Genomic DNA, 22,663 nt, shown 5'->3' with positions numbered 1-22,663 from the left:
AGGTACGCTCCCCGGGGCCCAACCGTCAGACCCGGAACTGACTGAGGGTTCGATCCAGTTGCTCGCTCAGGCGGTTCAAGGCCACGCCGGCACTGCTCGACTGCTGTGCGGCCGTTGCCGTCTGACGCGACAGGTCGGCCGTCTCGGTAACGTTACGGTTGATCTCCTCGACCACATGGGACTGCTGCAAGGTAGCGCTGGCAATCGAGGCATTGAGCGCGGTCAGGTTGTGCAGCGCCTGGCTGATGGCGTCCAGGCTGACTCCGGCTTCGCTGGCTTGTTCGACGGTCTGGCGCGAGGCTTCGCTGCTGGCGTCGATGGCTTTCACGGCCGCCTCGGACTGGCCTTGCAGGTGTTCGATCATGCTCTGGATTTCGGCGGTGGACTGTTGGGTGCGCTGGGCCAGCAGGCGCACTTCGTCGGCCACCACGGCAAAACCGCGGCCCTGTTCACCGGCCCGCGCCGCTTCGATGGCGGCGTTCAAGGCCAGCAGGTTGGTCTGTTCGGCAATCGAGCGGATCACTTCCAGTACGCTGCCGATGCGCGTGCTCTGACCGGCCAGGGCGCGGATCACCTGCACCGCTTCATCGATGGTCGTCGATAGTTGGTCGATGCGCTGCAGGCTGCCGTGGATGCTGTGTTGCCCCTGTTCGGCGCGCAACTGGGCGTCATGCATTTCGCTGGACGCCTGTTCGGCATTCTTCGCCACATCCTGCACGGCGTAGGTCACTTCGTTGATGGCCGTGGCCACCTGCTCCATTTGCTGGGATTGCTGCTCGCTGCGCTGCTGGGCCTGGCCGGCGTTGTTGCCCACATCGCTGGCCGATTGCGCCAGGGCATGCACCGCGCCCTGCAACTGGCTGATCACGCCCTGCAACTTACCGGTAAAGCTGTTGAAGTGGATGCCCAGCTGGGTGACTTCATCGTTGCCGTGGGTATCCAGGCGCCGGGTCAGGTCGCTCTCGCCACTGGCAATGGTGGCCATGGCATCGACAGCTTCCTGCAGCGGCCGGGCGATACTGCGGGCAATCAGCACCACCAGCAGGGTCATGACCAGGGCGATGCCCAGGCCGAGGATCGAGGCATCGCGCAACTGGCGCAAAAACTCGTCCTGCATGTCATCGATGTAAACGCCCGAACCGATCACCCAGCCCCAGGGCTTGAACAGCTGCACGTAGGAGGTCTTTTTCACCGGCTCGCTGGCGCCGGGCTTGGGCCAGCGGTAGTCGATGCTGCCGGCGCCCTTGGCCTTGGCCAGGGCGGCCATTTCGTTGAACAGGGCAAAGCCGTCCGGGTCGCGGATTGCCGAAAGGTCCTGGCCGTCGAGCTTGGGGTTGGTCGGATGCATGATCATCTTCGGCCCCAGGTCGTTGATCCAGAAATAGTCATTCTGATCGTAACGCAGGCCGCGCACCGCGCTCAGGGCCTGTTGCTGGGCCGCGTCGCGGCTCAATGTGCCGGCTGCTTCCAGCCCTTGGTAATACGCCAGCACGCCAGCGGCGGTTTCTACCACATGGCGGGTTTTTTCCGCCTTGGCCTGGTACAGGTCGCCATGAATCTGGCGCAGCATCAGCAAACCGAGGGTTACCAGCATCACCACTGCCACTACCAGGATCAGCCACAAACGCCGGCTGATCGACATACTGCGAAGAGTCTTCATGGAATGCTTACCTCGAGTTCTTTTTTATTGTTGCCCACATCCAAGCATGCTTTGCCTCCCGCCACCTACTCGACCAAGGACTAAGTGCTTGATTCGTTGAGGTCTGTTGCGTCGTCCCAGCAGCGTTTATCCGAGAGGTCTGATAGGATTTCGGCCTCGACGGGATAAACCTGAAGGCCGCGTGAACTTTTCTGCTGGCTTTGCGACCAACTGTCGCTGTAAAACGGCCAGGCGCTGAACAGCCATTGGCAACTAAAAGACTATAAAGGGGCATGCCACAGGCATTGCCCCACGGGGGAAGCATGGATCTTTGGACCGGCCTGCAGGCTGTCATTCTAGGTATTGTCGAAGGCTTGACGGAGTTCTTGCCGATCTCCAGTACCGGCCACCAGATTGTCGTGGCCGACCTGATCAATTTCGGTGGTGAGCGGGCCATGGCCTTCAACATCATCATCCAGCTGGGCGCGATCCTGGCGGTGGTCTGGGAATTTCGCCGCAAGATCTTCGAGGTGGTGGTGGGGCTGCCGCGTCAGCGTGAGGCCCAGCGCTTTACGGTCAACCTGCTGATCGCCTTCATGCCGGCGGTGGTGCTGGGGGTGCTGTTTGCTGACCTGATCCATGAGTACCTGTTCAACCCCATCACCGTGGCCGCCGCCCTGGTGGTTGGTGGCGTGATCATGCTCTGGGCCGAGCGCCGCGAGCATGTGATCCGCGTTGACCAGGTCGACGACATGCGCTGGTCCGACGCCCTGAAGATTGGTTGCGCTCAGTGCCTGGCGATGATCCCGGGTACTTCGCGCTCCGGCTCGACCATCATTGGCGGCCTGCTGTTCGGCCTGTCGCGCAAAGCAGCCACCGAGTTCTCGTTCTTCCTGGCCATGCCGACCATGGTCGGTGCGGCGGTGTATTCGGGCTACAAGTACCGCGATCTGTTCCAGCCAGACGACTTCCCGGTATTTGCCATCGGCTTTGTGGTCTCGTTCATCTTCGCCATGATCGCGGTACGCGGCCTGCTCAAGTTCATCGCCAACCACAGTTACGCGGCCTTTGCCTGGTACCGTATCGTGTTCGGTTTGATCATCCTCGGCACCTGGCTGTTCGGCTGGGTCGACTGGACCACGGCGCACGGTTGAGATGAGCCGCAGCCCAAGCCAGCCACGCCGCGCAGCCCAAACCAGCGGCGCCCTGCAAAACCCCCGCAGCAAATTGCTGGCCTTTGTCGGCTTGTGCCTGCTGCCGGTGGGCGGCGCTTTGCAGATGCTTTTGAGCGGGCAATCCTGGCTACCGGCCGTGGCCTACCCGTTGGCCAGCCTGGTGAGTTTCGTGCTGTATTGGCGCGACAAGCAGCAGGCCCGCAATCAGGCCTGGCGCACGCCAGAGAAAGTCCTCCACGCCAGTGAGCTGTGCGGCGGCTGGCCGGGCGCCTTGCTGGCCCAGCAACGCTTTCGGCACAAGACCCGCAAACTGTCGTTTCAGCTCAGTTTCTGGGCCATTGTCGGCGTGCATCAGTTGTTCTGGATCGACCACCTGCTGCTCGGCGGCCGCTGGCTTGGCGCTGCCCTGGGGCCAATCCTCAGATAAGCAAGCCTGGCTGCAGGCGCTTGGGCAGGCGCCGGACCACCAGTTGATGGGAGCGTTGCAGCAGTTCGGTCAGCTCGGCGCGGCCCATGGGGTAGGGCGGTGCCATGCTGACCCAGTGCGCCCGCGCAAGGTAAGGCGCCGGGCGCACGCCGGGGCGGTCGACGTAGCCGAGAAACAGCTCGCTATCGACCTTGAACGACAACCCGGCGCCGCCCAGGTCAAGCACGGCAAACATCTTGTTGCCGGCCACCGAGAACACCCGGATGCCGCCCCATTTGTAGTCTTCGCGCGCACCCGGCAGGCTCAGGCAGAAGGCTGCGACCTGTTCTTCGCTGATTTTCCTGTCAGACATAACGCTCCCCGCATTGGGCAAATTCCGCGACCAGGTGATCGATCCATACCCGCACCGCCGGCAGCAGCCCGCGCCGATGGGGGTAGACCGCCTGCAGATAACCGCCGGGCAGCGACCAGTCTGGCAGCAGGCGCACCAGCTCGCCACGTTCGAGTTCTTCTTCGCAGTGCATGATCGGCAGCGTGGTAAAGCCAAGGCCGGCGACAGCGGCGGCTTTGCGCACGACAAAGTCGTCGATCGCCAGGCGTGCCTCCAGGGCCAGTTCGTGCTTGTGGCCCTGGCCATCGAGCAGGCGCAGATGCACCAGGCGGTCGGCATCCACCGCACCGAGTACCGGCAGGCTGGCCAGGTCTTGCGGATGGTCGAGCGCCTGCGCGGCGGCAAACTGCGGGGCGGCCACCAGCAGCATCTGCGCCTGACGCAGGCGCCGGGTGACCAGCGCCGGGTCTTCATCGCCCAGGTCGCGCACTCGCAGGGCAACGTCGACACCTTCGGTGATCAGGTCGACGCGACGGTTGAGGAGGATCATGTCCAGTTGCACCTGCGGGTATTGCTGCAGGAAGCGGCTGATCACGTTCGGTAAAAATTCATGGGCCAGGCCCACCGGGCACGACACCCGCAAGCGCCCGCGCGGTTCGCTGGTCATGCTCGCCACCGCTTCGTCGGCCATTTCCGCCTCCAGCAGCATGGCCTGGCAGTGGCGCAAATAACGTTCACCCACGGCCGTCAGCTTCAACTGGCGTGTGGTGCGTTGCAGCAGGCGTGTGCCCAGGCGCTCTTCGAGTTCGGCGATACGCCGCGACAGGCGTGATTTGGGAATCCCGAGCACACGGCCAGCGGCGGCAAAACCACCAGCTTCGACCACCCGGGCGAAGTAGAACAGATCATTGAGGTCTTGCATGTGCGTCACCATTGTCCTGCCAGTAGGACAAACTAACGCATTTTTGCTGACTTATCAGCTATTCGCCACCCAAGTAGGATTCTCCCCATCGTGATCGCCCACTCGCGGTCTTCATTCAGGAGAGTCCCATGAAACTGTTGCATATCGATTCGAGCATCCTGGGCGATAATTCCGCCTCCCGTCAGCTGAGCCGCAGCGTGGTTGAAGCCTGGAAAGCCGCCGAGCCGTCGCTGCAAGTGACTTACCGTGACCTGGCCGGCGACGCCATCAGCCACTTCTCGGCCGCAACCCTGGTCGCCGCCGGCACCCCGGAAGAACTGCGCGACGCCGCCCAGCAGCATGAAGCCAAACTCAGCGCCGAAACCCTGCAGGAGTTTCTCGACGCCGACGCCGTGGTACTGGCCGCGCCGATGTACAACTTCACCGTGCCGACCCAGCTCAAGGCCTGGATTGACCGCGTCGCAGTGGCCGGCAAGACCTTCCGCTACACCGAAGCCGGCCCTGAAGGCCTGTGCGGCAACAAGAAGGTGATCCTGGTATCGACCGCAGGCGGCCTGCACGCCGGCCAGCCTACCGCAGTCGGCCATGAAGAGTTCCTCAAGGTGTTCCTTGGTTTCATCGGCATCACCGACCTGGAAATCGTCCGTGCCCACGGCCTGGCCTATGGTGATGAGCACCGGGCCAAGGCCCTGAACGCCGCGCAAGTGCAGATCAGCACCGACCTGTTCGTCGCCGCCTGATCTCTGGGCCAGTAATCAAACCGACTGCCGGCAGCGCCTGCAGTCGGTTTTTTCATTGAGGTTTCATCTGCGCCGGGCTGGCCCGTTCTATGCTGCGCACTATCAGCATTGATCGATAGCGTTGCTTAGGGTGCAAAACGATGCGGCGTCTTGGCGCATTATTCCTGTTAGTCCTGTTGGGCAGCCCGCTGATGGTGCAGGCCGAGCCGGCTGCGCACTGGAGTGTTGGCGTGCATCGCCTCAGTTTCGCCGACCCGCTCGATGCGCAGCCGGTGCAGGCCCTGGCGTTCTATCCTTCCAGTGCAGTTGAGCGCAGCAGCCGCATCGACGGCTACCGGGTCCAGGCTTGGGAAGGTGCGCCGATGGTTATCGGCCGTTATCCGCTGTTGATGCTGTCCCACGGCAATACCGGCACGCCGCTGGCCTTGCACGATCTGGCCACCGCCCTGGCGCGGCGCGGCTTTATCGTCGTTGCCGTCACCCACCCGGGCGATAATGCCCGCGACCACAGCCGCCTGGGCACCTTGAGCAACCTTTACGGGCGGCCGTTGCAGATCAGCGCAGCGATCACCGCCAGCCTCGGCGATAGCTTTCTGGCCCCGTACATCAATGGCCCGCAGGTGGGCGTGATCGGCTATTCGGCTGGCGGTGAGACCGCCTTGATCCTTTCTGGGGCGCAACCGGACCTGGAGCGTTTGCAGCGCTACTGCCAGGAGCGGCCGCTGGATGCCGATGCCTGCAAAACCAAGGGCGTGCTGATCGCCGACCGCGCCGACCTGCGTGCCGCGCCCGATCCGCGGGTCAAGGCGCTGATGTTGATGGCGCCGCTGAGCCTGATGTTCGGCCGTCACGCGTTGGCCGAGGTCAAGGTCCCGGCGTTGATCTACAGCGGCGACAAGGACCAGTTGCTGGCCATCGACAAGAATGCCCAGGCCCTGGCGCGCAAGCTGCCGGTCACGCCCAACTACAAGCTGTTGGCCGGTGCCGGGCACTTCGTGTTCATGGCGCCGTGCGACGACGAGCAGCGCCAGAAAATGGCCGCCTTGTGCAACGACCCGGACGGCGTCGACCGTGAGGATATTCACCTGACGTTGCAGGCTGAGGCTGCGCGGTTTTTCAACCACACCCTGGCTGACCGCCATCAGGCCGGCCTGCACATGGCCGATCAGTAGTTGCCGGCGCGCCGTGACAGCAGGAGGGTGAGGCCGACGCCAAGCAGCGAAAGCAAAGCAGCCAGGCAAAAAATCCAGGCATAGCCCAGGTGCAGGGCCACCGCACCCATCAATGGCCCGGCAATCGCCAGGGCCAGGTCGAAGAACACCGCATAGGCGCCCAGGCCTGCACCGCGGCTGGAACTGGGCACCTGTTTGATCGCCTCGACACCCAACGCCGGATACACCAGCGACAGGCCGAAACCGGCAAAGCCTGCGCCAATCAATGCCAGCACCGGGCTGGGTGCCAGCCACAGCAGCATCAGGCCGAGGGCTTCAGTGGCCATGCAGGCCATCGCCACGGGGTAGCCGCCAAAGCGGTTGACTGCGTTGACGAACAATAGCCGTGAGAGGATGAAACACACGCCGAATGCGCTGAGGCACCAGGCTGCGCCGCTCCAGCCCTGCTCGAGGTAGAACAGGGTGACGAAAGTGGTCAGGGTGCCGTAGCCGATCGACGCCAGAGTCAGGCTGACCCCGCACGGCGCAACCCGGCCGAATGCGGCCCAGAACGGCAGGCGCTCACCACGTACCACCGGCGTCGACGGTTTGTTGCGGATTACCAGCAGGGCCAGCACTGCCAGGACGCTCAAGGCCAGGCCCAGGGTGGCGAAATTGACTCGGTCGACCAGTGCCACGCCCAGCGGCGCACCGATGGCGATGGCCCCGTAGGAGGCAATGCCGTTCCAGGAAATCACCCGCGCGGTGTGCTCGGCGCCCACCGCACCGATGCCCCAGCTCAAGGTGCCGACGCCGATCAGACCCTGGGCGATGCCCAGCAGCACGCGCCCGCCCAGCAGCGCCAGCAGGCTCAGCAACGGCACATCGACTGTCAGCGCTGAAGCAAAGGTCAGCACACCGCTGGCGGCAATACCGATCAAGCCGTAAATGATTGCCCGCTTGGTACCCAGGCTGTCTGCCGCGCGTCCGGCCAGCGGCCGGCTGAGCAGGGTGGCCAGGTATTGCAGGCCGATGGTGATACCGGCGATCACCGCACTGAAGCCTAACTGGTCATGCACATAGCTGGGCAGCACCGCGATCGGCAAACCGATGCAGAGGAAGGCGATAAAGGTATAAAAGACAATCGAAAGGATTTGCCGGGTGATCGACCCGGTATCGACGGGGGCGGGTGCTTGCGCGGACATGAGCTCGTTCGCTGGCGGGCGGTGGGAGAGGGCCCATGATCGCCGGGTGCGAAGAGAAAAGGAAGCAGGCTAACGGATTTTCCAGCATCGCGGGGCAAGCCCGCTCCTACAGGATTATAGGAGCGGGCTTGCCCCGCGATCAGATCTGGATCAGATCACCACACCCTGGCTGCGCAGGTAGTCATCGTAGGTGCCGCTGAAGTCCACCACACCGCTCGGGCTCAGCTCGATGATGCGGGTGGCCAGCGACGATACGAACTCACGGTCGTGGCTGACGAAGATCAGCGTGCCCGGGTAGTTCTCCAGCGCCAGGTTGAGCGCCTCGATCGATTCCATGTCCAGGTGGTTGGTCGGTTCGTCCATCACCAGTACGTTGGGCTTTTGCAGGATCAGCTTGCCGAACAGCATGCGGCCTTGCTCACCACCGGAGATCACCTTGACCGACTTGAGGATCTCGTCGTTGGAGAACAGCATGCGCCCCAGGGTGCCACGGATTACCTGCTCGCCTTGAGTCCACTGGCCCATCCAGTCGAACAGGCTCAGGTCCTCTTCGAAGTCGTGGGCGTGGTCCTGGGCGTAGTAGCCCAGTTCCGCGCTTTCGGTCCACTTTACCGCGCCGGCATCCGGGCTCAGTTCACCGACCAGGGTACGCAGCAGGGTAGTCTTGCCGATACCGTTGGGGCCGATGATCGCTACGCGTTCGCCGGCTTCGACGGTGAAGCTGAAGTTTTCGAACAGGGTCTTGCCGTCGAAGCCCTTGGACATCTTCTCGATGGTCACGGCCTGGCGGTGCAGCTTTTTGGTCTGCTCGAAGCGGATGAACGGGCTGACCCGGCTCGATGGCTTGACCTCGGCCAGCTGGATCTTGTCGATCTGTTTGGCGCGCGAGGTGGCCTGCTTGGCTTTCGAGGCGTTGGCCGAGAAGCGGCTGACGAAGGTCTGCAGTTCGGCGATCTGGGCCTTCTTCTTGGCGTTGTCCGACAGCAGCTGCTCGCGCGACTGGGTCGCGGCGGTCATGTACTCGTCGTAGTTGCCCGGGAACAGGCGCAGTTCGCCGTAGTCCAGGTCGGCCATGTGGGTGCAGACGCTGTTGAGGAAGTGGCGGTCGTGGGAAATGATGATCATGGTGCTGTTACGCGCCGTGAGAATGTTTTCCAGCCAGCGGATGGTGTTGATGTCCAGGTGGTTGGTTGGCTCGTCGAGCAGCAACACTTCCGGGTCCGAGAACAGCGCCTGGGCCAGCAATACACGCAGTTTCCAGCCTGGCGCGACTTCGGTCATCGGGCCGAAATGCTGTTCCAGCGGGATACCCAGGCCCAGCAGCAGCTCACCGGCGCGGGATTCGGCGGTGTAGCCGTCCATCTCGGCGAACTCGGTTTCCAGCTCGGCGACGGCCATGCCGTCTTCTTCGGTCATTTCCGGCAGCGAATAGATGCGATCGCGCTCGGCCTTGACCTTCCACAGCTCTTCATGGCCCATGATCACGGTGTCGATCACGGTGAACTCTTCGTAGGCGAACTGATCCTGGCGCAATTTACCCAGGCGCACGTTCGGCTCGAGCATGACCTGGCCGGCGGACGGCTCCAGATCGTTGCCGAGGATTTTCATGAAGGTCGACTTGCCGCAGCCGTTGGCGCCGATCAGGCCGTAGCGGTTGCCGTTGTTGAACTTGACCGAGACGTTCTCGAACAAGGGCTTGGCGCCGAACTGCATGGTGATGTTAGCGGTGGAGATCAAAGGGCTTACCTATCAATAGCTTACGTCGCTGGCATTGCGGCTGATACCGATTTGATACCAATTTGCAGCTTTTCCAGCTCGCTCCAGTCGGAGCTTGAGTTAATCCAACGCGCATACGTCGACAGCAGCATTTGCACGCTGTGGCCGAGCTGTTGGGAGATAAATGCGGGGTTGAGGCCAGACATTAAGCATATTGTCGCATAGGTGTGACGACAGTTGTATGGCGGACGGTAACGAATCCCCAGTTCTTTAAGCACCGGCCGCCACTGATGATGCAGATCGGAGGTCTGCTGGACGTACTCTGCGTTCTTCGATGGCGGGAAAATGAACGGTGACTCCGTGACCCGCCCCTTTCCTTTCCTGCGTCGCTCGGCGTACTCCCTGGCGAACTCGAGCGCATGCAAGGCCCTCTCGTTGAGTAGCACGAACCGATCTTTGCCGGTTTTGGTGCGCTCTACTACCTCGCCCAGCGCTACAGTGCGCTTCACATGGGCAACCTTCTTCTCCAAGTCGACAGCATCCCAGCGCAGCGCCAGGCCCTCCGACAGGCGCACGCCGCTGAAGAACACGAACTCGAAGAACGCCGCGTAGATCTGGCTTGGCCAGTGCGGGTGCTCGTAGAGCCTGGTAGTGATCTGGTTCGCCTCCTCTAAAGTGAACGGGTCAATCTCTTTCTTGGTGCGCTTGGGCAGTTGCAGAGCCTCTGCAGGGTTTCTGCTGATCAATCCGTCGATCACCGCTGACCGCAGAATCGTTGACAGCTTCACCAGGGCGTTGCGCTTTACCCCCGGCGATCTCCAGGTGATTGAACTCACCACCTTGCGAACCTGGGTGGTGGTGATCAGGTCCACACGAACCATCGCGAAGTGGAGCATCCAGTAATTGTTCAGCGCGCTTTTGTAGTTGTTGTAAGTGCCGGGCGTAATCTCCCGGCTGTCGAGCCAGAGCTGGGCGTACTCACCAAATGTCGGCTTGCTACCCGCGACAGTTTGCGAGCCCGGGAAAAGCTCGGCGTACTTGTCCTGGTCCAAAAGGCCAAGCTTGTTAAAGCTAACTACCTGATCGCGAAGCTGGGATGCAGCCTTGATGCCTTTTTGTGTCGGGGGGTAAGGGAGCGTTTCGCATCGACGGATACCATCCCATGTGAAACGAATCCGGAGGGAGTTGCGGAAGACTTCGACCCCTCGGGGTAAATCCATTGGCTTTCCAGCCATTCGTCATACCTCTTCTTGCTATAGATGATTCGGCCCTGGTGCTTCATCCAGACGCCCTCGGGGAATACTCCGCGCAGGCGCCGGCCCTCCAGGGTTCGCTTTGTGCATCCCAGTAGATCGGCCATGCGCTGTTCGGTGACCTTGTCGAAGTCACCGTCTGTTTCGGTGGTCATGATTGTCTCCACGCCGCGCATGGCGGCAGAGGTGGGGAGGGGGTTAGGCCTTAGCTGGGAACCACTCGGTGGCATATTCGAACTGGCTGACCAGCTCGACTGTGATGTGTGGGATTTCGCGCTCGAAGCGAAGGGTGCCGTAGTGGCGATCAACAAAAGCCTTTGCCTCTTCGGCGAAGTGCCCTTTGAAGATGCGCAGTAGGTGGTCTGCTGCCTTCTCGAAGTCCTCCTCACGGTAGTTACCCTCGGCGAGACCGCCACGGCACACGCGCCACACGCAGCGCTCGGGCTGGGCCTCGGCCGCCTTGATCTTCTCGGCCATCTTGTCGCGGGCGTAGCGCATCTGATCCAGGGTCAATGTCTCAACCCACTGGTCTGTGCTGACTCGCATGGTGTGGCCCTGGTGACAGGTTATTTCAGGCATGGCTCATCCTCGCCCGCCTACCGGCAGGCTTGAGTTGTAGGGTTGATGGTCGAGCACCTGCTGATGCCGGCAGAAGGAGAGGCCTATCACATCGGCTTGACAGGTCTTTTCGATCAATTAAGATCTTAATTGTGCAATTAAGGTCTTAACTGTTATCCGGGGGATTCATGGCCGTCCAGGCACGCGTTACGGTTATCGAAAAAGTAGAAAAGAAATTTGATAGTGGCTGGACTCTCTGTTTCCAGTGGTGTCACTACAATTACAGTGATGGCTCGCAGCAGCGTGGCTACCGATTCATTTGGAAACGACCGGACGGCTCTCTTCAGGCTGCACGCGGTCAAGCACGTTTGCCCAACATGGAGTTGATTACTGAGTTGGTGGAAACAGCAAAGAAAGAGGGCTGGGGTTTCAAAGGCGAAGAAACTCCTGATTCAAACGTGTGATTCACTCGGTTGCAATGGCGCCGGCGTCCAGCAGCAGGAGGCAGAGGGCGAGGCGGGTCATGGGCGCACCTCAGCGTTGTTGGTGCGGACAAAGTAGCCGTCGGGCGACCCTGGATCACTGACCAGGGCTTCTACCGGGCCGATCTGCTGGAGGATCGCCGGAAGCCCTTCAGGGTTTGCCGCCTCCGCCCAGCTCAAGCAATTGAGCCAGATGTCTTCGCCCGTGCCTGAGGAATACCCATTCGACCAAGCGCTACAGCTCTCAGCCTCTTCTTTTGCACGCTCCAGGTATTCGAGTGTGTTGCAGCATGGGCAGGGATTGTCCGTTTCGTTGGGGTCCCAGCCATCGCTATCCGCATCCCACAGATAGCCGTCACCACGAAACTCCCAGGTGCCGCGCTGGAAGGTGCATGCCTTCGGTGCGGCCTGTTGCTTTTGTTGAGGCATGACTTCGTCCTTGCCGCTGCCGCGGCTATTAAGAATTGCGTGTTGTAATTTCGAAATGGTTCAAAGAACCGGAATAGCGATGTAGCCGTTCGTCCCCCCGTATGCCTTACTTAATGGTCAGCAAGGAGGAACTAGATGCGCACCAGAGGTAAGGCCTATTGGGAATGGGCAGACCCAACGCTTCACTGCCGAACTCATGAAGAGGAGCTCAGTGGTGGGGCAACTATCGATGTTCAGGTCAGGCTGTCCCGAGCAGGTGTTACCCAATTGTTCATAGGGGTGTATTCAGCATCTGGGATGGCGCTCTATGAAGAGGGCATCGACTGCCGCTCGAATGAATCCATGACTCGCGCTCTAGCCTGGGGTGTGGGTAAGGCTCGGCACATTGCTGAGGAGGGGGTGGCACAGGCGCCGATGCGCGCTCGAAAGGCCTGATTCATTGAGTGGAGTACAAGTGCACTCCTTTGTTATTCACCCTGATTGGCGAGCATGTTTAGGCGCTAGGAGGAGGTTCCTGGGATCCCTTGGTCGCGCTCAAACGGCTCGCCCTGGTACTGGGCGGCTGGCTGATCAAGGAGGGCGCGCATCTTTGAACGAGCCGTAGTTAGTGAGATACCCCAGTCCTCAGCCAATGAAACGGCCAAGCTCCATGGCACGCTGACCATCTGTTCGGTGTTGCTGGATCGGTTTTCTGTGGTCATGGGGAAACCTACTCGTATCAGTTACAGTTGATTTTTTGGCCATGGATCAATTGTGATGTTTGAGGGATTCAAGACGCACAGGTACACGCTCTATGCAGGTCATTGGCCTGTCGCATCCGCGGTTGGCCCGATACAGCCTGACGGCACTGTGCTTAATGACCAGGGAGTGCAGCGCTTTCAAATTATCGATAACGGTCTGTACGTAATGAGCGGCGAGCTGGTTGGGCCAATCTATCGAGTCGGCGAGGAGTTGGTGATTCCGGATGGCGCCAACAACTGCCTCTACTCGATACGGCTCGATATCGACCAGTAATCCTAGGCAGCTCGCAGGAGCGCTTCGATCACCCGCTGATGGTTGTCTACTCAGAGAACCTGGACGCCTGCGGCGCGCGCGCCGGTGCTCCATCCGCCGAGGCCGGCGAACAGGTCGATTGCTGTGGGCATGGGGATACCTCGCGGCTATAGTCTGCCGAACGTTAAAGAGAGAGTGGTGAAGATGCTCAGTTACCTTCAGTACAAGCTGGAGTTGCGGGAAATAGCCAAGCACGAAAAGGAATTGGCGAAGCGAAAACCGCTCAACACCCAAGAGGCGCATGACTCTGGACAGATGGCATCGTACATAGATGAGTCGAATGACCTGTACGAATGGAGGCGCCTCGCACTCACCGACTACTACCGAAAAGTGTCTGACCGGCTAATGGTGCCGATGCCGCCAATCGAAGATAAGCAGATGTATGAACAGGTCGAATGGGACAAGAATCCCACACAGCCGAGATATCTCACTGATAAGGGCTTCACGACCATTCGCACCGCCGTTCGGGAGGAACAAAAGCACCGCCGCGAAGTAAAAGCGTTCTGGCTGACCTGGGTAACGGGCCTCGGCGGCATCCTGATTGGCGTGATTTCCGTACTCCCAAAAGGGTAGGTGTCAAGTCATCAGGCTACTTTCGATATTTCATGATGCCAATCTGTCCAGCCGACCACGGCCGCATTAGTCTTCGGGTTAATCACTGGCTTGCCTTCCTCGTCCTTCAGGACAGCCTTAGCCCTGATGCGCAGGTCGCGGCATTTGCCGGTCTTTTTCGCAAGCTCCATAAACTGCTGGGCGTACTGCGGTGCGTCAAACATCTGGCTCAGCTGCTTTACCTTCTCGCCGGCCTTGATCTTGGCTGCCTGCTGCTCAACGGCCAGATTCCACTCAGCTTGTGTCAGCTCCAGGGGGGGGGCAGCCAGCTTTCCCGCTCGGCCTGGTCGTCTTGGTGGTCTTCCTAGTCTCGGCCAGCGCTACGTCGGCGGTCATGCCGAAGACTGCGAATGTGCTCATGGTGTTCTCCAGGCAGCCACCAGCCTCGCCGGGGTGGCGTGATTCGTTGAAGTGGGAGGCGCTGGCGAGCAGCGCCGAAATGGGTTATTGCTTCCCTCTAGGTCAACCCACCAAGGAGCGTGAGATGAAGCGACTACTGATAGGTGCTTTGCTGGCGGCGTCGGGCGCGGCCCAGGCTGGTATTCCGCTGGTGAACGCAACATGCCCAGGAAACATCGAGGTGCACGCCGACAAGGGTGGCCCGATCTACATCAATGGCAAGGAAGGCAAGCTGAAGAAGTTCAACGAGAACTACTTCGAAGCCAAGGGCAGCGGTGTGACCATCTCGCTGTCGATCAACCCTGATGGCTCGCCTGATGTCTCATATACCGGGAAAAACCGGGCCAATGGGATTTGCCAGGTGAAAAGCGAAGGCTCCTGAGGCGCTGGCGGGCAGCGCCGGAGGGTCAGGGGCAGTTGTTCGCGCCGCAGTTCTGGCAGTTGTTGAGAAATCTGCCATCCCAGCAGATGAAGCGTCCGCAGCCGCAGCAATTGAGCATCGGCTGGCGGCGCTTGGCGATCTTGGGCGGCCTTGGCATCTTCACGCCGGCCACGCGCAGGGCTAGCTTGTGGTCGACGTTCTGGCGATGCACCAGGCGCCGCCTGATCTCCTCGATGTAGGCTGCAGGCCAGAATACTCGCGTGCCCTGACCGGCGTGATTGGCATACGTGAACTGGGCGTTTTCCAGATCCATGCTGAGAGCCTGCTGCAGGTTCTCGGTCACCTTGCCGCGTTGCTCGCTAACCCAGTAGACATCGTTCCCGTTCCAGTCGCCTGGCACGTGCACGTAGACATTGGTGCCGGCTTGGAGCCCAGCGACGCGCCGATCGTCATCCATCAGCTGGCAGTCGACGCCGTAGTGCGCCCTGGCATCGATGTACTCCTTCGGCCAAGGGATATCGGTGTCGCGGTGTCGGCATGCCTCCTCAAAGGTGAACAGCTCGGCCTGGTCTAGGTTGGTCACGTAGCCGCGGCCTTCCTTCGCCCAGAACATCATGCCGTCGCCGACATGGCTGCGGCTGTCCTGCAAGTAGAACTGGCTCATGGCTTTCTCCATGCATGCGCCGCCCTCGCCGGGGTGGCTTATTCAAAAAAGAGAGTGGGGCCGCTAGTCAGCATCCACCGACTAGTGTTTTATGTGCTGGCAATCTAATGCCCAGGAGAAAAGCAGATGACGGATACCATAGATCACAAGTCAGGCCGAACAATCGACGCCGACGTTGTAGCGGCAGGCGCCGGTACCGCTACGCTGATAACTCTGGCGATTCAGAACAAAGAAGCAATTGCAGCAGCGGGCTCTGCCGTGATTGGCGTGGCTGTTGCCAACCCGAAGATCACAGCGTCTGTCGCTGCGGCCGCGACCGTGGGCTATGGAATTTACCGACTCACTCAGCCCGGTACCAAAATCGAGTTTGGCAGGTTCAAGTACGAGCGGAAGTAATTGAGGAGTTGAACTGACCTGTGGCGCTGGCGGGCAGCGCTGAGTGGTCTTTGCGACGCGGGCCGAGGTTTGCTATAAATCCCGGCCACTTCAACGGAATGAGCTCATGTCTCTGAAATCCCTCCTCTTTATTTCCCTCGTAGCAGCCTCTGCAGCCATTTCGGCTGGCTGCAAAGAAGACGCCGTCGACACCGCCGCCTACCAGCCGACTACCGAACACTGTCAGCCTGACTACCTGAAAACGCTCCCAGACAATAAGGCTCGCGAAGACCTGGTTGAGAAGTGCATGACCGGTGGCTCGTACAAGAAGTCAGAGCCGAAGACCTGGTAACGTCCGTTTCAGTCAGCGCCGCCTCATCAGGCGGCGTTTTCGTTTAAGGGCTGGCGGGCAGCGCCGGAGGGTCAGGCGGCTTTAGCTTCGGCCTGCTGGGCGACGATCGCCTTGGCGGCGTGGTTGATCAGGTACAGACGGTTGATCAGGCTGTCCCGCGGCTTGTCGATGGTGATCTCCCAGTAGTCGCAGCCCAGGCCAAGTTCTTCGTGGTGCTCGCTCATGAACATGCTGGCTTGCTCGACGTAGCTGATGTCGTCGGCATCGCTCAAGCGATCGTTCAGTGAGTCCCAGAAGTCGCGGCCGTCCTCGCCATAATCGATGGCTGCGAGATGCTCTGTGACCAGCTTCCGAAGCTCGTCCCAGCGCCCAGCCTCGTGGCGTCCGCCATCGTTGCGCATCCACTCGGGCAGGTCGCCGTACTGGTCCTCGTCGATGTGCTCGTAGACCTGGTTGCATACGCCAGTCACCAGCGCCGCGCGGAAAGCGTCTTCATCTAACTCGCGCTCGCGGCAGTGCCCTTCAAGCTTCGAGTGGATGTAGTATCCGATGTCGTTCCCGGCCAGGAACTCGATGCCGTAGGACAGGCCGACGCTGAAGGTCAGGCCGTCGATGTCGCCGACAGTGGCGATGCCGAAGCGGGTGATAAGGATGTCGAAGGCGTAAAAGGTGGTGCCGGGGGCTTTGCAGCGCCAGGCCTTCAACTGATCTGTGTCGGCCAGGACGGTGTACTGGTGGTCCTTCAGGCACTCGGCAGCGCGCTCACGACGCTTGGCCTCTTCGGCTTTACGCTGAGCAATCCGTTGTTCGTCGTTCATGGCTTTCTCCATGCATGCGCCGCCCTCCGTGGCCGGATGCGGCATGGTGGCAATTTGGTTTGGTGTGGGGTATTAAGTCGTTTTGGATAGCATGGGGAGAGTCGAATTGGACATCGACGTTGGTGTGCATAAGCAGAAGCTGCATGGTGGTGACAACCCTTCAATTTTCTCTGAAAATCGCATGGTTTTTGAAAAGGCTGAACAAGCGCTAAGAGGTCAAATTAATAATTTGCCTCAAGACTATGATCCTGCGAAGCGCCACATGATTGTTTTTTTGTGTGTATTGCTCCACTCCATCCAGAGTGCTCCTGATAAATTCGATAAATTTTGCTCCTTCAATTCCAAGTGGCTTGGTGGCAAATTTGTTGGATTGGCGAACGAGCTGGCGACCAATAACTTAACTAGCCTCGATTCTACATTTTCACTGGGGTATAGGTTTCTTGTTGAATACCAGTTGATGAGTCCGGCGCCACTGTCTGACTCGCTTGTCAAGCTCCTAGATGCAACTCTTGAATATGAGTTCGATCCGATGGTTTCCGGGACGATAAAATATGCAGAGTCTCAGATGGTAGTAAGAGTGGTGAGTGAATACATACATCACCCTAAAATGGTAAAATTACAAAATCTCTCAAGTCTCATAGATAAAAGCGAAAATGAGCGAAAGATAAGTGAGGCGGCTCTGGAGGCGCGGGAAGGGCGAGTTAACAAACTAAAAGATAAGCTTGATACCTATAAAACTGCTTTTAATTTTGTCGGACTTTACGAGGGGTTTAAGAATCTAAGGCGTCAGAAGCGGATTGAAAGTGGGTTTGGTTTGGCGTGGATGTTTCTCGTTGGCGGGGCAATGTTGTTGCCGCCAGTCTATAAGTTATATGCTGTTTTTACGAATGGGCCAGAAATTAAAGTCGATTTGGCTCTAGGCTTGACTGTTGTTGGTTTCGAGTTGCTGCTAGCATATTTTTTTCGTGTTGCTTTGCACGGCTACCGTGCTGTTAAGGCGCAACTTATTCAAATAGACTTGCGGATGGCACTCTGTCAGTTTATCCAAGATTATGCTGACTATGCAAAAGAAATTAGAGCAGAGAGTCCTCAGCTTCTTAATAAGTTTGACCAGCTAATATTCAGCGGAATTGTTAACAATGAAGGATCTATACCCTCCACATTTGATGGGCTGGAACACTTAGCGTCGTTAATCGAGAAAATCAAACCGAAAGTGTAAATGTGAATTTGGTAGTGCCGCGCAAGTCGCTGGAGGGATTTTTGTTACTTGTGCGGTCTTCCGGACGCGGTTCATACCTCGTTTCATGCTGCTTTCTGTTGGTTCCAAACTCCGACTGCGGCGAAGAGTTTGGCGGCCTGCGCTTCGGCTAACGTGATGTCTGCGGGTATGGCGATCCATCCGGCCGCCACCAATTGGTTTGCATTGGCCCGGGCCCGCAGGTCGGTATAGGTGGCTTCGATCACATCGGTCAGGTGCGAAGCCAGGTAGTTGCCCTGCGGTGCGATCTCGACCGATTTGCAGTACTGCTCGCCGCTGGGCTTCTGGCACATGACACTGAGGTAGATGGTCCAGCGGTGGGGGATGTCGCACACGGCGTCGACGACCCGGCGCACGCAGATCTGCCTGCAGTTCCTCCAGTTCATCAGCACCTGCTGGCCGCTCGGGTCGATGTTCACGACAGCAGCGTGGTTGGCGCTGACCAAAGCTCTGCAGGTCCGCTCCTTGCGAGCATGCATGTTGTGCGACTTGCGCTTACTCATTGCCGCCCGACCAGCTTGCGCGTCGCAGCTGCCTCCAGAGCATCAACAAACCGCAGGGCTGCCTTGTAGGTGAAACAGAAGCAGCGCGTCTTGCCGGTCTGCACGTCGACGATGTGCCACGCCTTGCCCTTGGCTACGGCCTTGTACCGCGGCTCCGTTGCTGGAGCGGTAAGGCCGATCTTGGCGTAGAAGTCAGCGGTGGCCAGGATGGTGCGTTCGCGCAGGGCGGCCAGGCCGTCCACGCGCTGCTGCATGGCTGGGTGCATGGTGAACTCCTCGGGGTGGGTGTCAGGCGTGCAGGTCGAAGGATTCGGCCTTGCGGATGATTCGGACTTGGGCAATGCGGCGCTCTGGCACGCGGCGGTCGCGGCGCATCGGGTCGGTGTCGCCCATAACTGCGTGCATGGCCAAGCGACGCTACCTGGCAGTATGAGTGGCGGCTTTTCGAGAGAACGCTGAAAACTGAAGCTAGGTACTTTTCTCGGGCAGCTACAGATCACCTCGCAGCTGTTTTCGGGAGGATAGACCAGCTTGGTACCTTGGATGGTAAGTCAGTGGTTGTGGACGCAGGCCCCGGTAAGTCGATTGCGATTCTTTTCAGAGCACGGGTATTCCAGTCGGAGGAGCCGCTTAAAGAGGCTCTTTGCCGTCCAGATCGCCACCTGGGCTCTCCCCCCGAACGTGCTGCGGCAGCGGGCAGAATGAATGCCCGAGGTATTTCGGTATTCTATGGGGCCACCTCTCCAGATGTTGCACTCGCTGAGGTTCGGCCGCCAGTGGGTAGCCAGGTCGCGCTGGCTACTTTCAGAATCATCCGCCCTCTACGCCTTCTGGATCTTTCTGCACTTGAAAATGCGTCTGACGGTGGGAGCGTGTTCGACCCAACGCTGCTCAAACGGCTGGAGCGCGTGTCCTTCCTGCAATCGCTAGGTCGCAAGATGACGCGGCCGGTGATGCCCGATGATCAGGAGTTCGACTACCTGTCCACTCAGGCGGTGGCTGATTTCCTGGCGACTGAAAACGATCCGACATTGGATGGCATCCTCTTCAATTCGACACAGTCAGAAGAGGGAGACAACATCGTACTGTTCCACAAGGCGTCACGCGTGAAGAGCATAGATCTACCAGCAGGCGTCAAGCTGAGTGCCAGCACGATGAATTGCGACAGTGACGGTTGGTTCCCCGACTATCGCGTACGGGAGGAAACCCCAATGCTGGACGAGGCTGAGACTGCACCGGCGCCAATCCCCTGGGCTATGACATTTCATCATATCCGTGAGGATGAGGATTTGCGCGAGGAGACGTTAGACGTCATCCCAACCTCGATTGAAGTTCATCATGTTAAAAGAGTGAAGGTGGAATGTGATCCGTACAAGGTAGAGCGTTATCGTCCTAAGGTGACCAAGAACGACACTTTCTGAGCGGCATACGACAGCGCGGTGACAGCAGTATTTGATTAGAAGTCCACTAGCGACCGGCTGCTCCTGGCCGATTGCTGCCACCCGCCACGGACAGCAATGGGTCGAGAGCTGCCATTCGCGACAGACCGCTTTCGACCCTAAGCTGACGGTCGGCATAGGCATAAATCGGCCAGGAGCAGCCGGTCGCTCATCGTCCACGATATGGTTGGGCTCTACTTGAATCCATCCGAGCGAGTGGCGGTGCTTTGTGTTGATTAGAGGAGCCAGTTCTAAGCGTTGAACCATACAGCTGGACTCGCTGCTATACCAGATCACACCGCAACCGCACGCAAGGCTAAAGACGGTATGGAATGACCTCGATATTTAGTTCAGTATACATATCACCTCCTGTGAGTTACTAAAGAGAGAGCTGCATAGGCTTTGTTATACTGCGCCGACTATCCTTAGGTTGATGAAGTGCTTAAAAAGCGCACCATACAAAACTCAGACTCCAGTTTCGATTGGGGCCCAAGGGAACTTAAACAATCAAATATAGGGAAATAGCGATGTCGTCAATAGATCAAAAGGTTATTAGTGAGGCAGCAAAGCCGGGGATGGAACTAATAAGCGCAGCGTTATCTCCGACCGTTGAGAAGGTCAGAAGGTGGGCTGCGGAAAAGGATTTAAAAGGAAAGCTTAATGGTGACGCGCTCTCCCTTACACTGGAGCGCTACCTAGTAAAGCTTTCAGAACGTGTCACGGAGATAACTTCAATCACGTTCCCCCAGCTAAAGCTGGATATATATGAAGCATACGAGCCTCTTTTCATGGTGCGGAACGCCCACTTTGAAACGGCCAATAGCTTTATTACCGCAGACGAACTAGTGTCCTCCCCGTCGAGGCCCACTATCATCGTTGATGGTGCGGGAATGGGAAAGAGTACCTTTTCAAAATTTATCGTCGCAAAGCTGTTATTCAAGTCCGACCGAATCCCAATACTTTTCGATCTTAGAAAAGTAGATCCGAAGTTAAGCATTACGGACAATATCGTGACTGAGCTTGATTTTCCTGACGAAAAATTTGACAGGAAACTGTTCTATAGGCTTTTGAAGCTAGGTAAATTTTTCGTAATACTCGACGGTTTTGACGAGATCCCAATTGTTCACCAGCATTTGCTGGCAAATCAGCTTCACGAAATTTCAGTGAAAGGCGGAGACAATGCGATCATCATTACGACACGCCCACAAGAAATAGTCCCAGACTTGATTAATGCAACTTCTTTAAAGTTTTCACCTTTCACTCTAGAGCAAGCATTGTCCCTGCTAAATAGATATGACAGGATTTCGGGGTTAGATATCGGAAAGAGACTTAGTCAAGAAGTATCTAGTATTCCATCTAAGTTCATCCAGAGCCCACTCTTAGTGTCATTGCTGTACAGAACTTATGGGGTAAACAACTCAATTGCAGATAAGATATCGACATTCTACGATGAAATTTACCACGCCCTATACAAAGGGCACGATTTAATCAATAAGAACGGATACGCCCGGGAGAAAAAATCAGGCCTTGGATTCGAGGATTTCAGAAAGCTACTTCGAGCCCTATGTCATTATATGATGCTCAAAATGAAGACTTCATTTGAAAGCCTTAGCGAAGCTGACAGCTTCATCAATTATGCGGCCAAGATTAGCCTGGCAACACCTAGTTCGACATCAAACTTCTTAGATGATCTATTTGTCGCCGTCCCTCTTATGCAACGAGACGGCACTGAATATAAGTTCTTCCACAAAACACTATTGGAGTACTTTGCTGCAGAATACATAATATTTAATGAGTCCAGTCTATCTCTGCTTAACAAAATATTTGACAGCCGATTGGCCCCGTCTTTTGCTAAGGTTTTCGAATTTTTAAATGATATGAATCCGTTGCTATTTGAAACGGTCATTACTCAAAAATTTGCACTTGAGGCGAAAGCCCTGACTTTTAGTGAAAACGAGCAAGTCAATGCCATCAGCACCTTCCAATTTGCTTATGATTTTAAAATCGGGCTTTGGGCTGCCGAAGGGAATTCAGAGACATTCGATGAGGAGGATGGAACTCAAATTCTCATTCTTTCAAGCGATATACATGCAGACGGCGACCTAGCCTCAACCTGCTGGAGAGAAGGAACGCTAAATGGCACTCGATTTTATTTTGCTCTGGCATATGAAGATAAATATGAAAACCTACACAGATCAGCTTGGGAAGCTATAACCACAGAGTTCACTAATGGGCTGGGTAATTATAGGCAAGAATATATTTTTGACGGATTGGACAAAATAATACCAACAGGAAAATGGATCGCACCGACAGCTAAAATTATTAAGGGGCTACGTTCAGAAAATATCGCTGTCAAAGATTTATTCTTAGGGGCTCTTGAAGATCATGCCTTTAATGAAACAGCAGAGGTTCGCGTATTAAGTTCTAGAAAAATTCACTCTCTTCTTAATAAAATAAAATCAAGATCTACTCTCGATATTGAAATGAAAGAATTCCTTTAATTAACGCTGCGAACCTAAAGCCTTTAGGGGGGCTCAACCCTGGAGGCTTAAATGAAGCATCGACTACTACTCTATTTAATCTTGTTAATAGTTCATCTGCGACACAATACAGTACTTTTCCAATTTAACAGTAATACGCCAAAGCGTGGCGCGAAACGGCGTCTTTTTCAGCTAACAAATCCAATTTCGGGAGCATGGATACTGCTTGCGAATGGTCGCAATGGGTCGAAAGTAGCCGGTCACGACTGACCGCTATCGACCCATAGCAGCCGTTGGCGA

26 protein-coding genes and 2 pseudogenes are annotated in these 22,663 nt (G+C 57.5%); 13 read left to right on the top strand and 15 right to left on the bottom strand.

All coding sequences use genetic code 11. The annotated features are described in order from the left end of the window. Positions 1 to 25: 25 nt before the first annotated feature. Both ACZ9A3_RS11170 and ACZ9A3_RS11165 read right to left on the bottom strand, forming a co-directional pair. A complete protein-coding gene (locus tag ACZ9A3_RS11170; RefSeq protein WP_371128679.1) occupies positions 26 to 760 on the bottom strand; it encodes a methyl-accepting chemotaxis protein in 735 nt (244 codons plus the stop codon). Positions 761 to 883: 123 nt separating this feature from the next. Then, positions 884 to 1,570 (bottom strand): annotated as a pseudogene (locus ACZ9A3_RS11165) (cache domain-containing protein); the annotation flags it as partial. Between the two features lie 392 nt (positions 1,571 to 1,962). Here ACZ9A3_RS11165 and ACZ9A3_RS11160 point away from each other — a divergent pair. Continuing rightward, positions 1,963 to 2,793: an undecaprenyl-diphosphate phosphatase gene (locus ACZ9A3_RS11160; RefSeq protein ID WP_093382336.1), complete on the top strand. Its 831-nt coding sequence runs from the start codon at positions 1,963 to 1,965 to the stop codon at positions 2,791 to 2,793. A gap of 1 nt (position 2,794) precedes the next feature. Next, positions 2,795 to 3,241 carry a DUF1294 domain-containing protein gene (locus tag ACZ9A3_RS11155; RefSeq protein ID WP_258715044.1) on the top strand — a complete coding sequence of 149 codons (447 nt, stop codon included), beginning with the start codon at positions 2,795 to 2,797 and terminating at the stop codon, positions 3,239 to 3,241. On the opposite strand, the gene ACZ9A3_RS11150 is transcribed toward ACZ9A3_RS11155, so the two are convergent. Both ACZ9A3_RS11150 and ACZ9A3_RS11145 read right to left on the bottom strand, forming a co-directional pair. Further along, the gene (locus ACZ9A3_RS11150; RefSeq protein WP_476252596.1) at positions 3,234 to 3,593 is read right to left on the bottom strand and encodes an MmcQ/YjbR family DNA-binding protein; all 360 of its coding nucleotides are present in this window, start codon (positions 3,591 to 3,593) and stop codon (positions 3,234 to 3,236) included. The genes ACZ9A3_RS11155 and ACZ9A3_RS11150 overlap by 8 nt on opposite strands. Beyond that, entirely contained in the window at positions 3,586 to 4,494 is a 909-nt protein-coding gene (locus ACZ9A3_RS11145) for a LysR substrate-binding domain-containing protein (protein ID WP_093382349.1), read from the bottom strand. The genes ACZ9A3_RS11150 and ACZ9A3_RS11145 overlap by 8 nt, the downstream gene beginning before the upstream one ends. A gap of 128 nt (positions 4,495 to 4,622) precedes the next feature. Between ACZ9A3_RS11145 and ACZ9A3_RS11140 the strand changes: the two genes are divergently transcribed. Then, entirely contained in the window at positions 4,623 to 5,234 is a 612-nt protein-coding gene (locus tag ACZ9A3_RS11140) for an FMN-dependent NADH-azoreductase (RefSeq protein WP_093382354.1), read from the top strand. Between the two features lie 140 nt (positions 5,235 to 5,374). Beyond that, complete coding sequence (locus tag ACZ9A3_RS11135) at positions 5,375 to 6,406, top strand: alpha/beta hydrolase family protein (protein ID WP_476252595.1); 1,032 nt, start codon at positions 5,375 to 5,377, stop codon at positions 6,404 to 6,406. On the opposite strand, the gene ACZ9A3_RS11130 is transcribed toward ACZ9A3_RS11135, so the two are convergent. The 4 genes from ACZ9A3_RS11130 to ACZ9A3_RS11115 form a co-directional block, all read right to left on the bottom strand. Beyond that, positions 6,400 to 7,590 (bottom strand): MFS transporter, encoded by a 1,191-nt coding sequence (locus ACZ9A3_RS11130; protein ID WP_476252594.1) that lies wholly within the window; start codon positions 7,588 to 7,590, stop codon positions 6,400 to 6,402. The two genes, ACZ9A3_RS11135 and ACZ9A3_RS11130, sit on opposite strands and share 7 nt — an antisense overlap. A gap of 150 nt (positions 7,591 to 7,740) precedes the next feature. Further along, complete coding sequence (locus ACZ9A3_RS11125; RefSeq protein ID WP_010226270.1) at positions 7,741 to 9,327, bottom strand: ABC-F family ATPase; 1,587 nt, start codon at positions 9,325 to 9,327, stop codon at positions 7,741 to 7,743. Between the two features lie 20 nt (positions 9,328 to 9,347). Then, the gene (locus tag ACZ9A3_RS11120) at positions 9,348 to 10,541 is read right to left on the bottom strand and encodes a tyrosine-type recombinase/integrase (RefSeq protein WP_093382369.1); all 1,194 of its coding nucleotides are present in this window, start codon (positions 10,539 to 10,541) and stop codon (positions 9,348 to 9,350) included. 216 nt (positions 10,542 to 10,757) lie between these two features. Beyond that, complete coding sequence (locus ACZ9A3_RS11115; RefSeq protein ID WP_476252593.1) at positions 10,758 to 11,138, bottom strand: hypothetical protein; 381 nt, start codon at positions 11,136 to 11,138, stop codon at positions 10,758 to 10,760. A 167-nt stretch (positions 11,139 to 11,305) separates the two neighbouring features. On the opposite strand from ACZ9A3_RS11115, the gene ACZ9A3_RS11110 reads away from it, so the two are divergent. Beyond that, positions 11,306 to 11,581 carry a hypothetical protein gene (locus ACZ9A3_RS11110; protein WP_460421934.1) on the top strand — a complete coding sequence of 92 codons (276 nt, stop codon included), beginning with the start codon at positions 11,306 to 11,308 and terminating at the stop codon, positions 11,579 to 11,581. Between the two features lie 57 nt (positions 11,582 to 11,638). Here the strand turns inward: ACZ9A3_RS11110 and ACZ9A3_RS11105 are convergent, their stop codons facing one another. Further along, positions 11,639 to 12,028, bottom strand: a complete 390-nt coding sequence (locus ACZ9A3_RS11105) for a hypothetical protein (protein WP_476252592.1) — start codon at positions 12,026 to 12,028, stop codon at positions 11,639 to 11,641. Positions 12,029 to 12,163: 135 nt separating this feature from the next. On the opposite strand from ACZ9A3_RS11105, the gene ACZ9A3_RS11100 reads away from it, so the two are divergent. Further along, on the top strand, positions 12,164 to 12,463 hold the full coding sequence (locus tag ACZ9A3_RS11100) for a hypothetical protein (protein ID WP_093382374.1): 300 nt from the start codon (positions 12,164 to 12,166) through the stop codon (positions 12,461 to 12,463). A 756-nt stretch (positions 12,464 to 13,219) separates the two neighbouring features. Continuing rightward, positions 13,220 to 13,654 (top strand): hypothetical protein, encoded by a 435-nt coding sequence (locus tag ACZ9A3_RS11095; RefSeq protein WP_476252591.1) that lies wholly within the window; start codon positions 13,220 to 13,222, stop codon positions 13,652 to 13,654. An 11-nt stretch (positions 13,655 to 13,665) separates the two neighbouring features. On the opposite strand, the gene ACZ9A3_RS11090 is transcribed toward ACZ9A3_RS11095, so the two are convergent. Further along, positions 13,666 to 13,857 (bottom strand): hypothetical protein, encoded by a 192-nt coding sequence (locus ACZ9A3_RS11090; protein ID WP_476252590.1) that lies wholly within the window; start codon positions 13,855 to 13,857, stop codon positions 13,666 to 13,668. A gap of 320 nt (positions 13,858 to 14,177) precedes the next feature. On the opposite strand from ACZ9A3_RS11090, the gene ACZ9A3_RS11085 reads away from it, so the two are divergent. Next, positions 14,178 to 14,474, top strand: coding sequence for a hypothetical protein (locus ACZ9A3_RS11085; protein ID WP_195884218.1), 297 nt, complete (start codon positions 14,178 to 14,180; stop codon positions 14,472 to 14,474). Between the two features lie 25 nt (positions 14,475 to 14,499). On the opposite strand, the gene ACZ9A3_RS11080 is transcribed toward ACZ9A3_RS11085, so the two are convergent. Further along, positions 14,500 to 15,138 (bottom strand): hypothetical protein, encoded by a 639-nt coding sequence (locus tag ACZ9A3_RS11080; RefSeq protein WP_476252589.1) that lies wholly within the window; start codon positions 15,136 to 15,138, stop codon positions 14,500 to 14,502. Positions 15,139 to 15,264: 126 nt separating this feature from the next. Here ACZ9A3_RS11080 and ACZ9A3_RS11075 point away from each other — a divergent pair, with 126 nt between their 5' ends. After that, positions 15,265 to 15,534 (top strand): hypothetical protein, encoded by a 270-nt coding sequence (locus ACZ9A3_RS11075; RefSeq protein WP_476252588.1) that lies wholly within the window; start codon positions 15,265 to 15,267, stop codon positions 15,532 to 15,534. A gap of 106 nt (positions 15,535 to 15,640) precedes the next feature. Next, positions 15,641 to 15,865 carry an entry exclusion lipoprotein TrbK gene (trbK, locus tag ACZ9A3_RS11070; RefSeq protein WP_476252587.1) on the top strand — a complete coding sequence of 75 codons (225 nt, stop codon included), beginning with the start codon at positions 15,641 to 15,643 and terminating at the stop codon, positions 15,863 to 15,865. A 71-nt stretch (positions 15,866 to 15,936) separates the two neighbouring features. On the opposite strand, the gene ACZ9A3_RS11065 is transcribed toward trbK, so the two are convergent. Continuing rightward, complete coding sequence (locus ACZ9A3_RS11065) at positions 15,937 to 16,683, bottom strand: hypothetical protein (protein ID WP_476252586.1); 747 nt, start codon at positions 16,681 to 16,683, stop codon at positions 15,937 to 15,939. 106 nt (positions 16,684 to 16,789) lie between these two features. Here ACZ9A3_RS11065 and ACZ9A3_RS11060 point away from each other — a divergent pair, with 106 nt between their 5' ends. After that, complete coding sequence (locus ACZ9A3_RS11060; RefSeq protein WP_476252585.1) at positions 16,790 to 17,902, top strand: hypothetical protein; 1,113 nt, start codon at positions 16,790 to 16,792, stop codon at positions 17,900 to 17,902. Between the two features lie 83 nt (positions 17,903 to 17,985). On the opposite strand, the gene ACZ9A3_RS11055 is transcribed toward ACZ9A3_RS11060, so the two are convergent. The 3 genes and pseudogenes from ACZ9A3_RS11055 to ACZ9A3_RS11045 form a co-directional block, all read right to left on the bottom strand. Continuing rightward, positions 17,986 to 18,444 carry a hypothetical protein gene (locus ACZ9A3_RS11055; RefSeq protein WP_476252584.1) on the bottom strand — a complete coding sequence of 153 codons (459 nt, stop codon included), beginning with the start codon at positions 18,442 to 18,444 and terminating at the stop codon, positions 17,986 to 17,988. After that, entirely contained in the window at positions 18,441 to 18,710 is a 270-nt protein-coding gene (locus tag ACZ9A3_RS11050) for a hypothetical protein (RefSeq protein WP_475277342.1), read from the bottom strand. Before ACZ9A3_RS11050 ends, ACZ9A3_RS11055 begins: the two co-directional genes overlap by 4 nt. Positions 18,711 to 18,732: 22 nt before the next feature. Beyond that, positions 18,733 to 18,855, bottom strand: a pseudogene (locus ACZ9A3_RS11045) (helix-turn-helix transcriptional regulator); the annotation flags it as partial. Between the two features lie 143 nt (positions 18,856 to 18,998). On the opposite strand from ACZ9A3_RS11045, the gene ACZ9A3_RS11040 reads away from it, so the two are divergent. Further along, complete coding sequence (locus ACZ9A3_RS11040; RefSeq protein ID WP_476252583.1) at positions 18,999 to 19,865, top strand: RES family NAD+ phosphorylase; 867 nt, start codon at positions 18,999 to 19,001, stop codon at positions 19,863 to 19,865. Between the two features lie 545 nt (positions 19,866 to 20,410). Next, a complete protein-coding gene (locus ACZ9A3_RS11035) occupies positions 20,411 to 22,384 on the top strand; it encodes an NACHT domain-containing protein (RefSeq protein WP_476252582.1) in 1,974 nt (657 codons plus the stop codon). The last annotated feature ends 279 nt before the right edge of the window (positions 22,385 to 22,663 follow it).

The organism is Pseudomonas sp. TE4620 (assembly GCF_056279045.1).
This window is presented reverse-complemented; position numbering and strand designations above follow the sequence as displayed.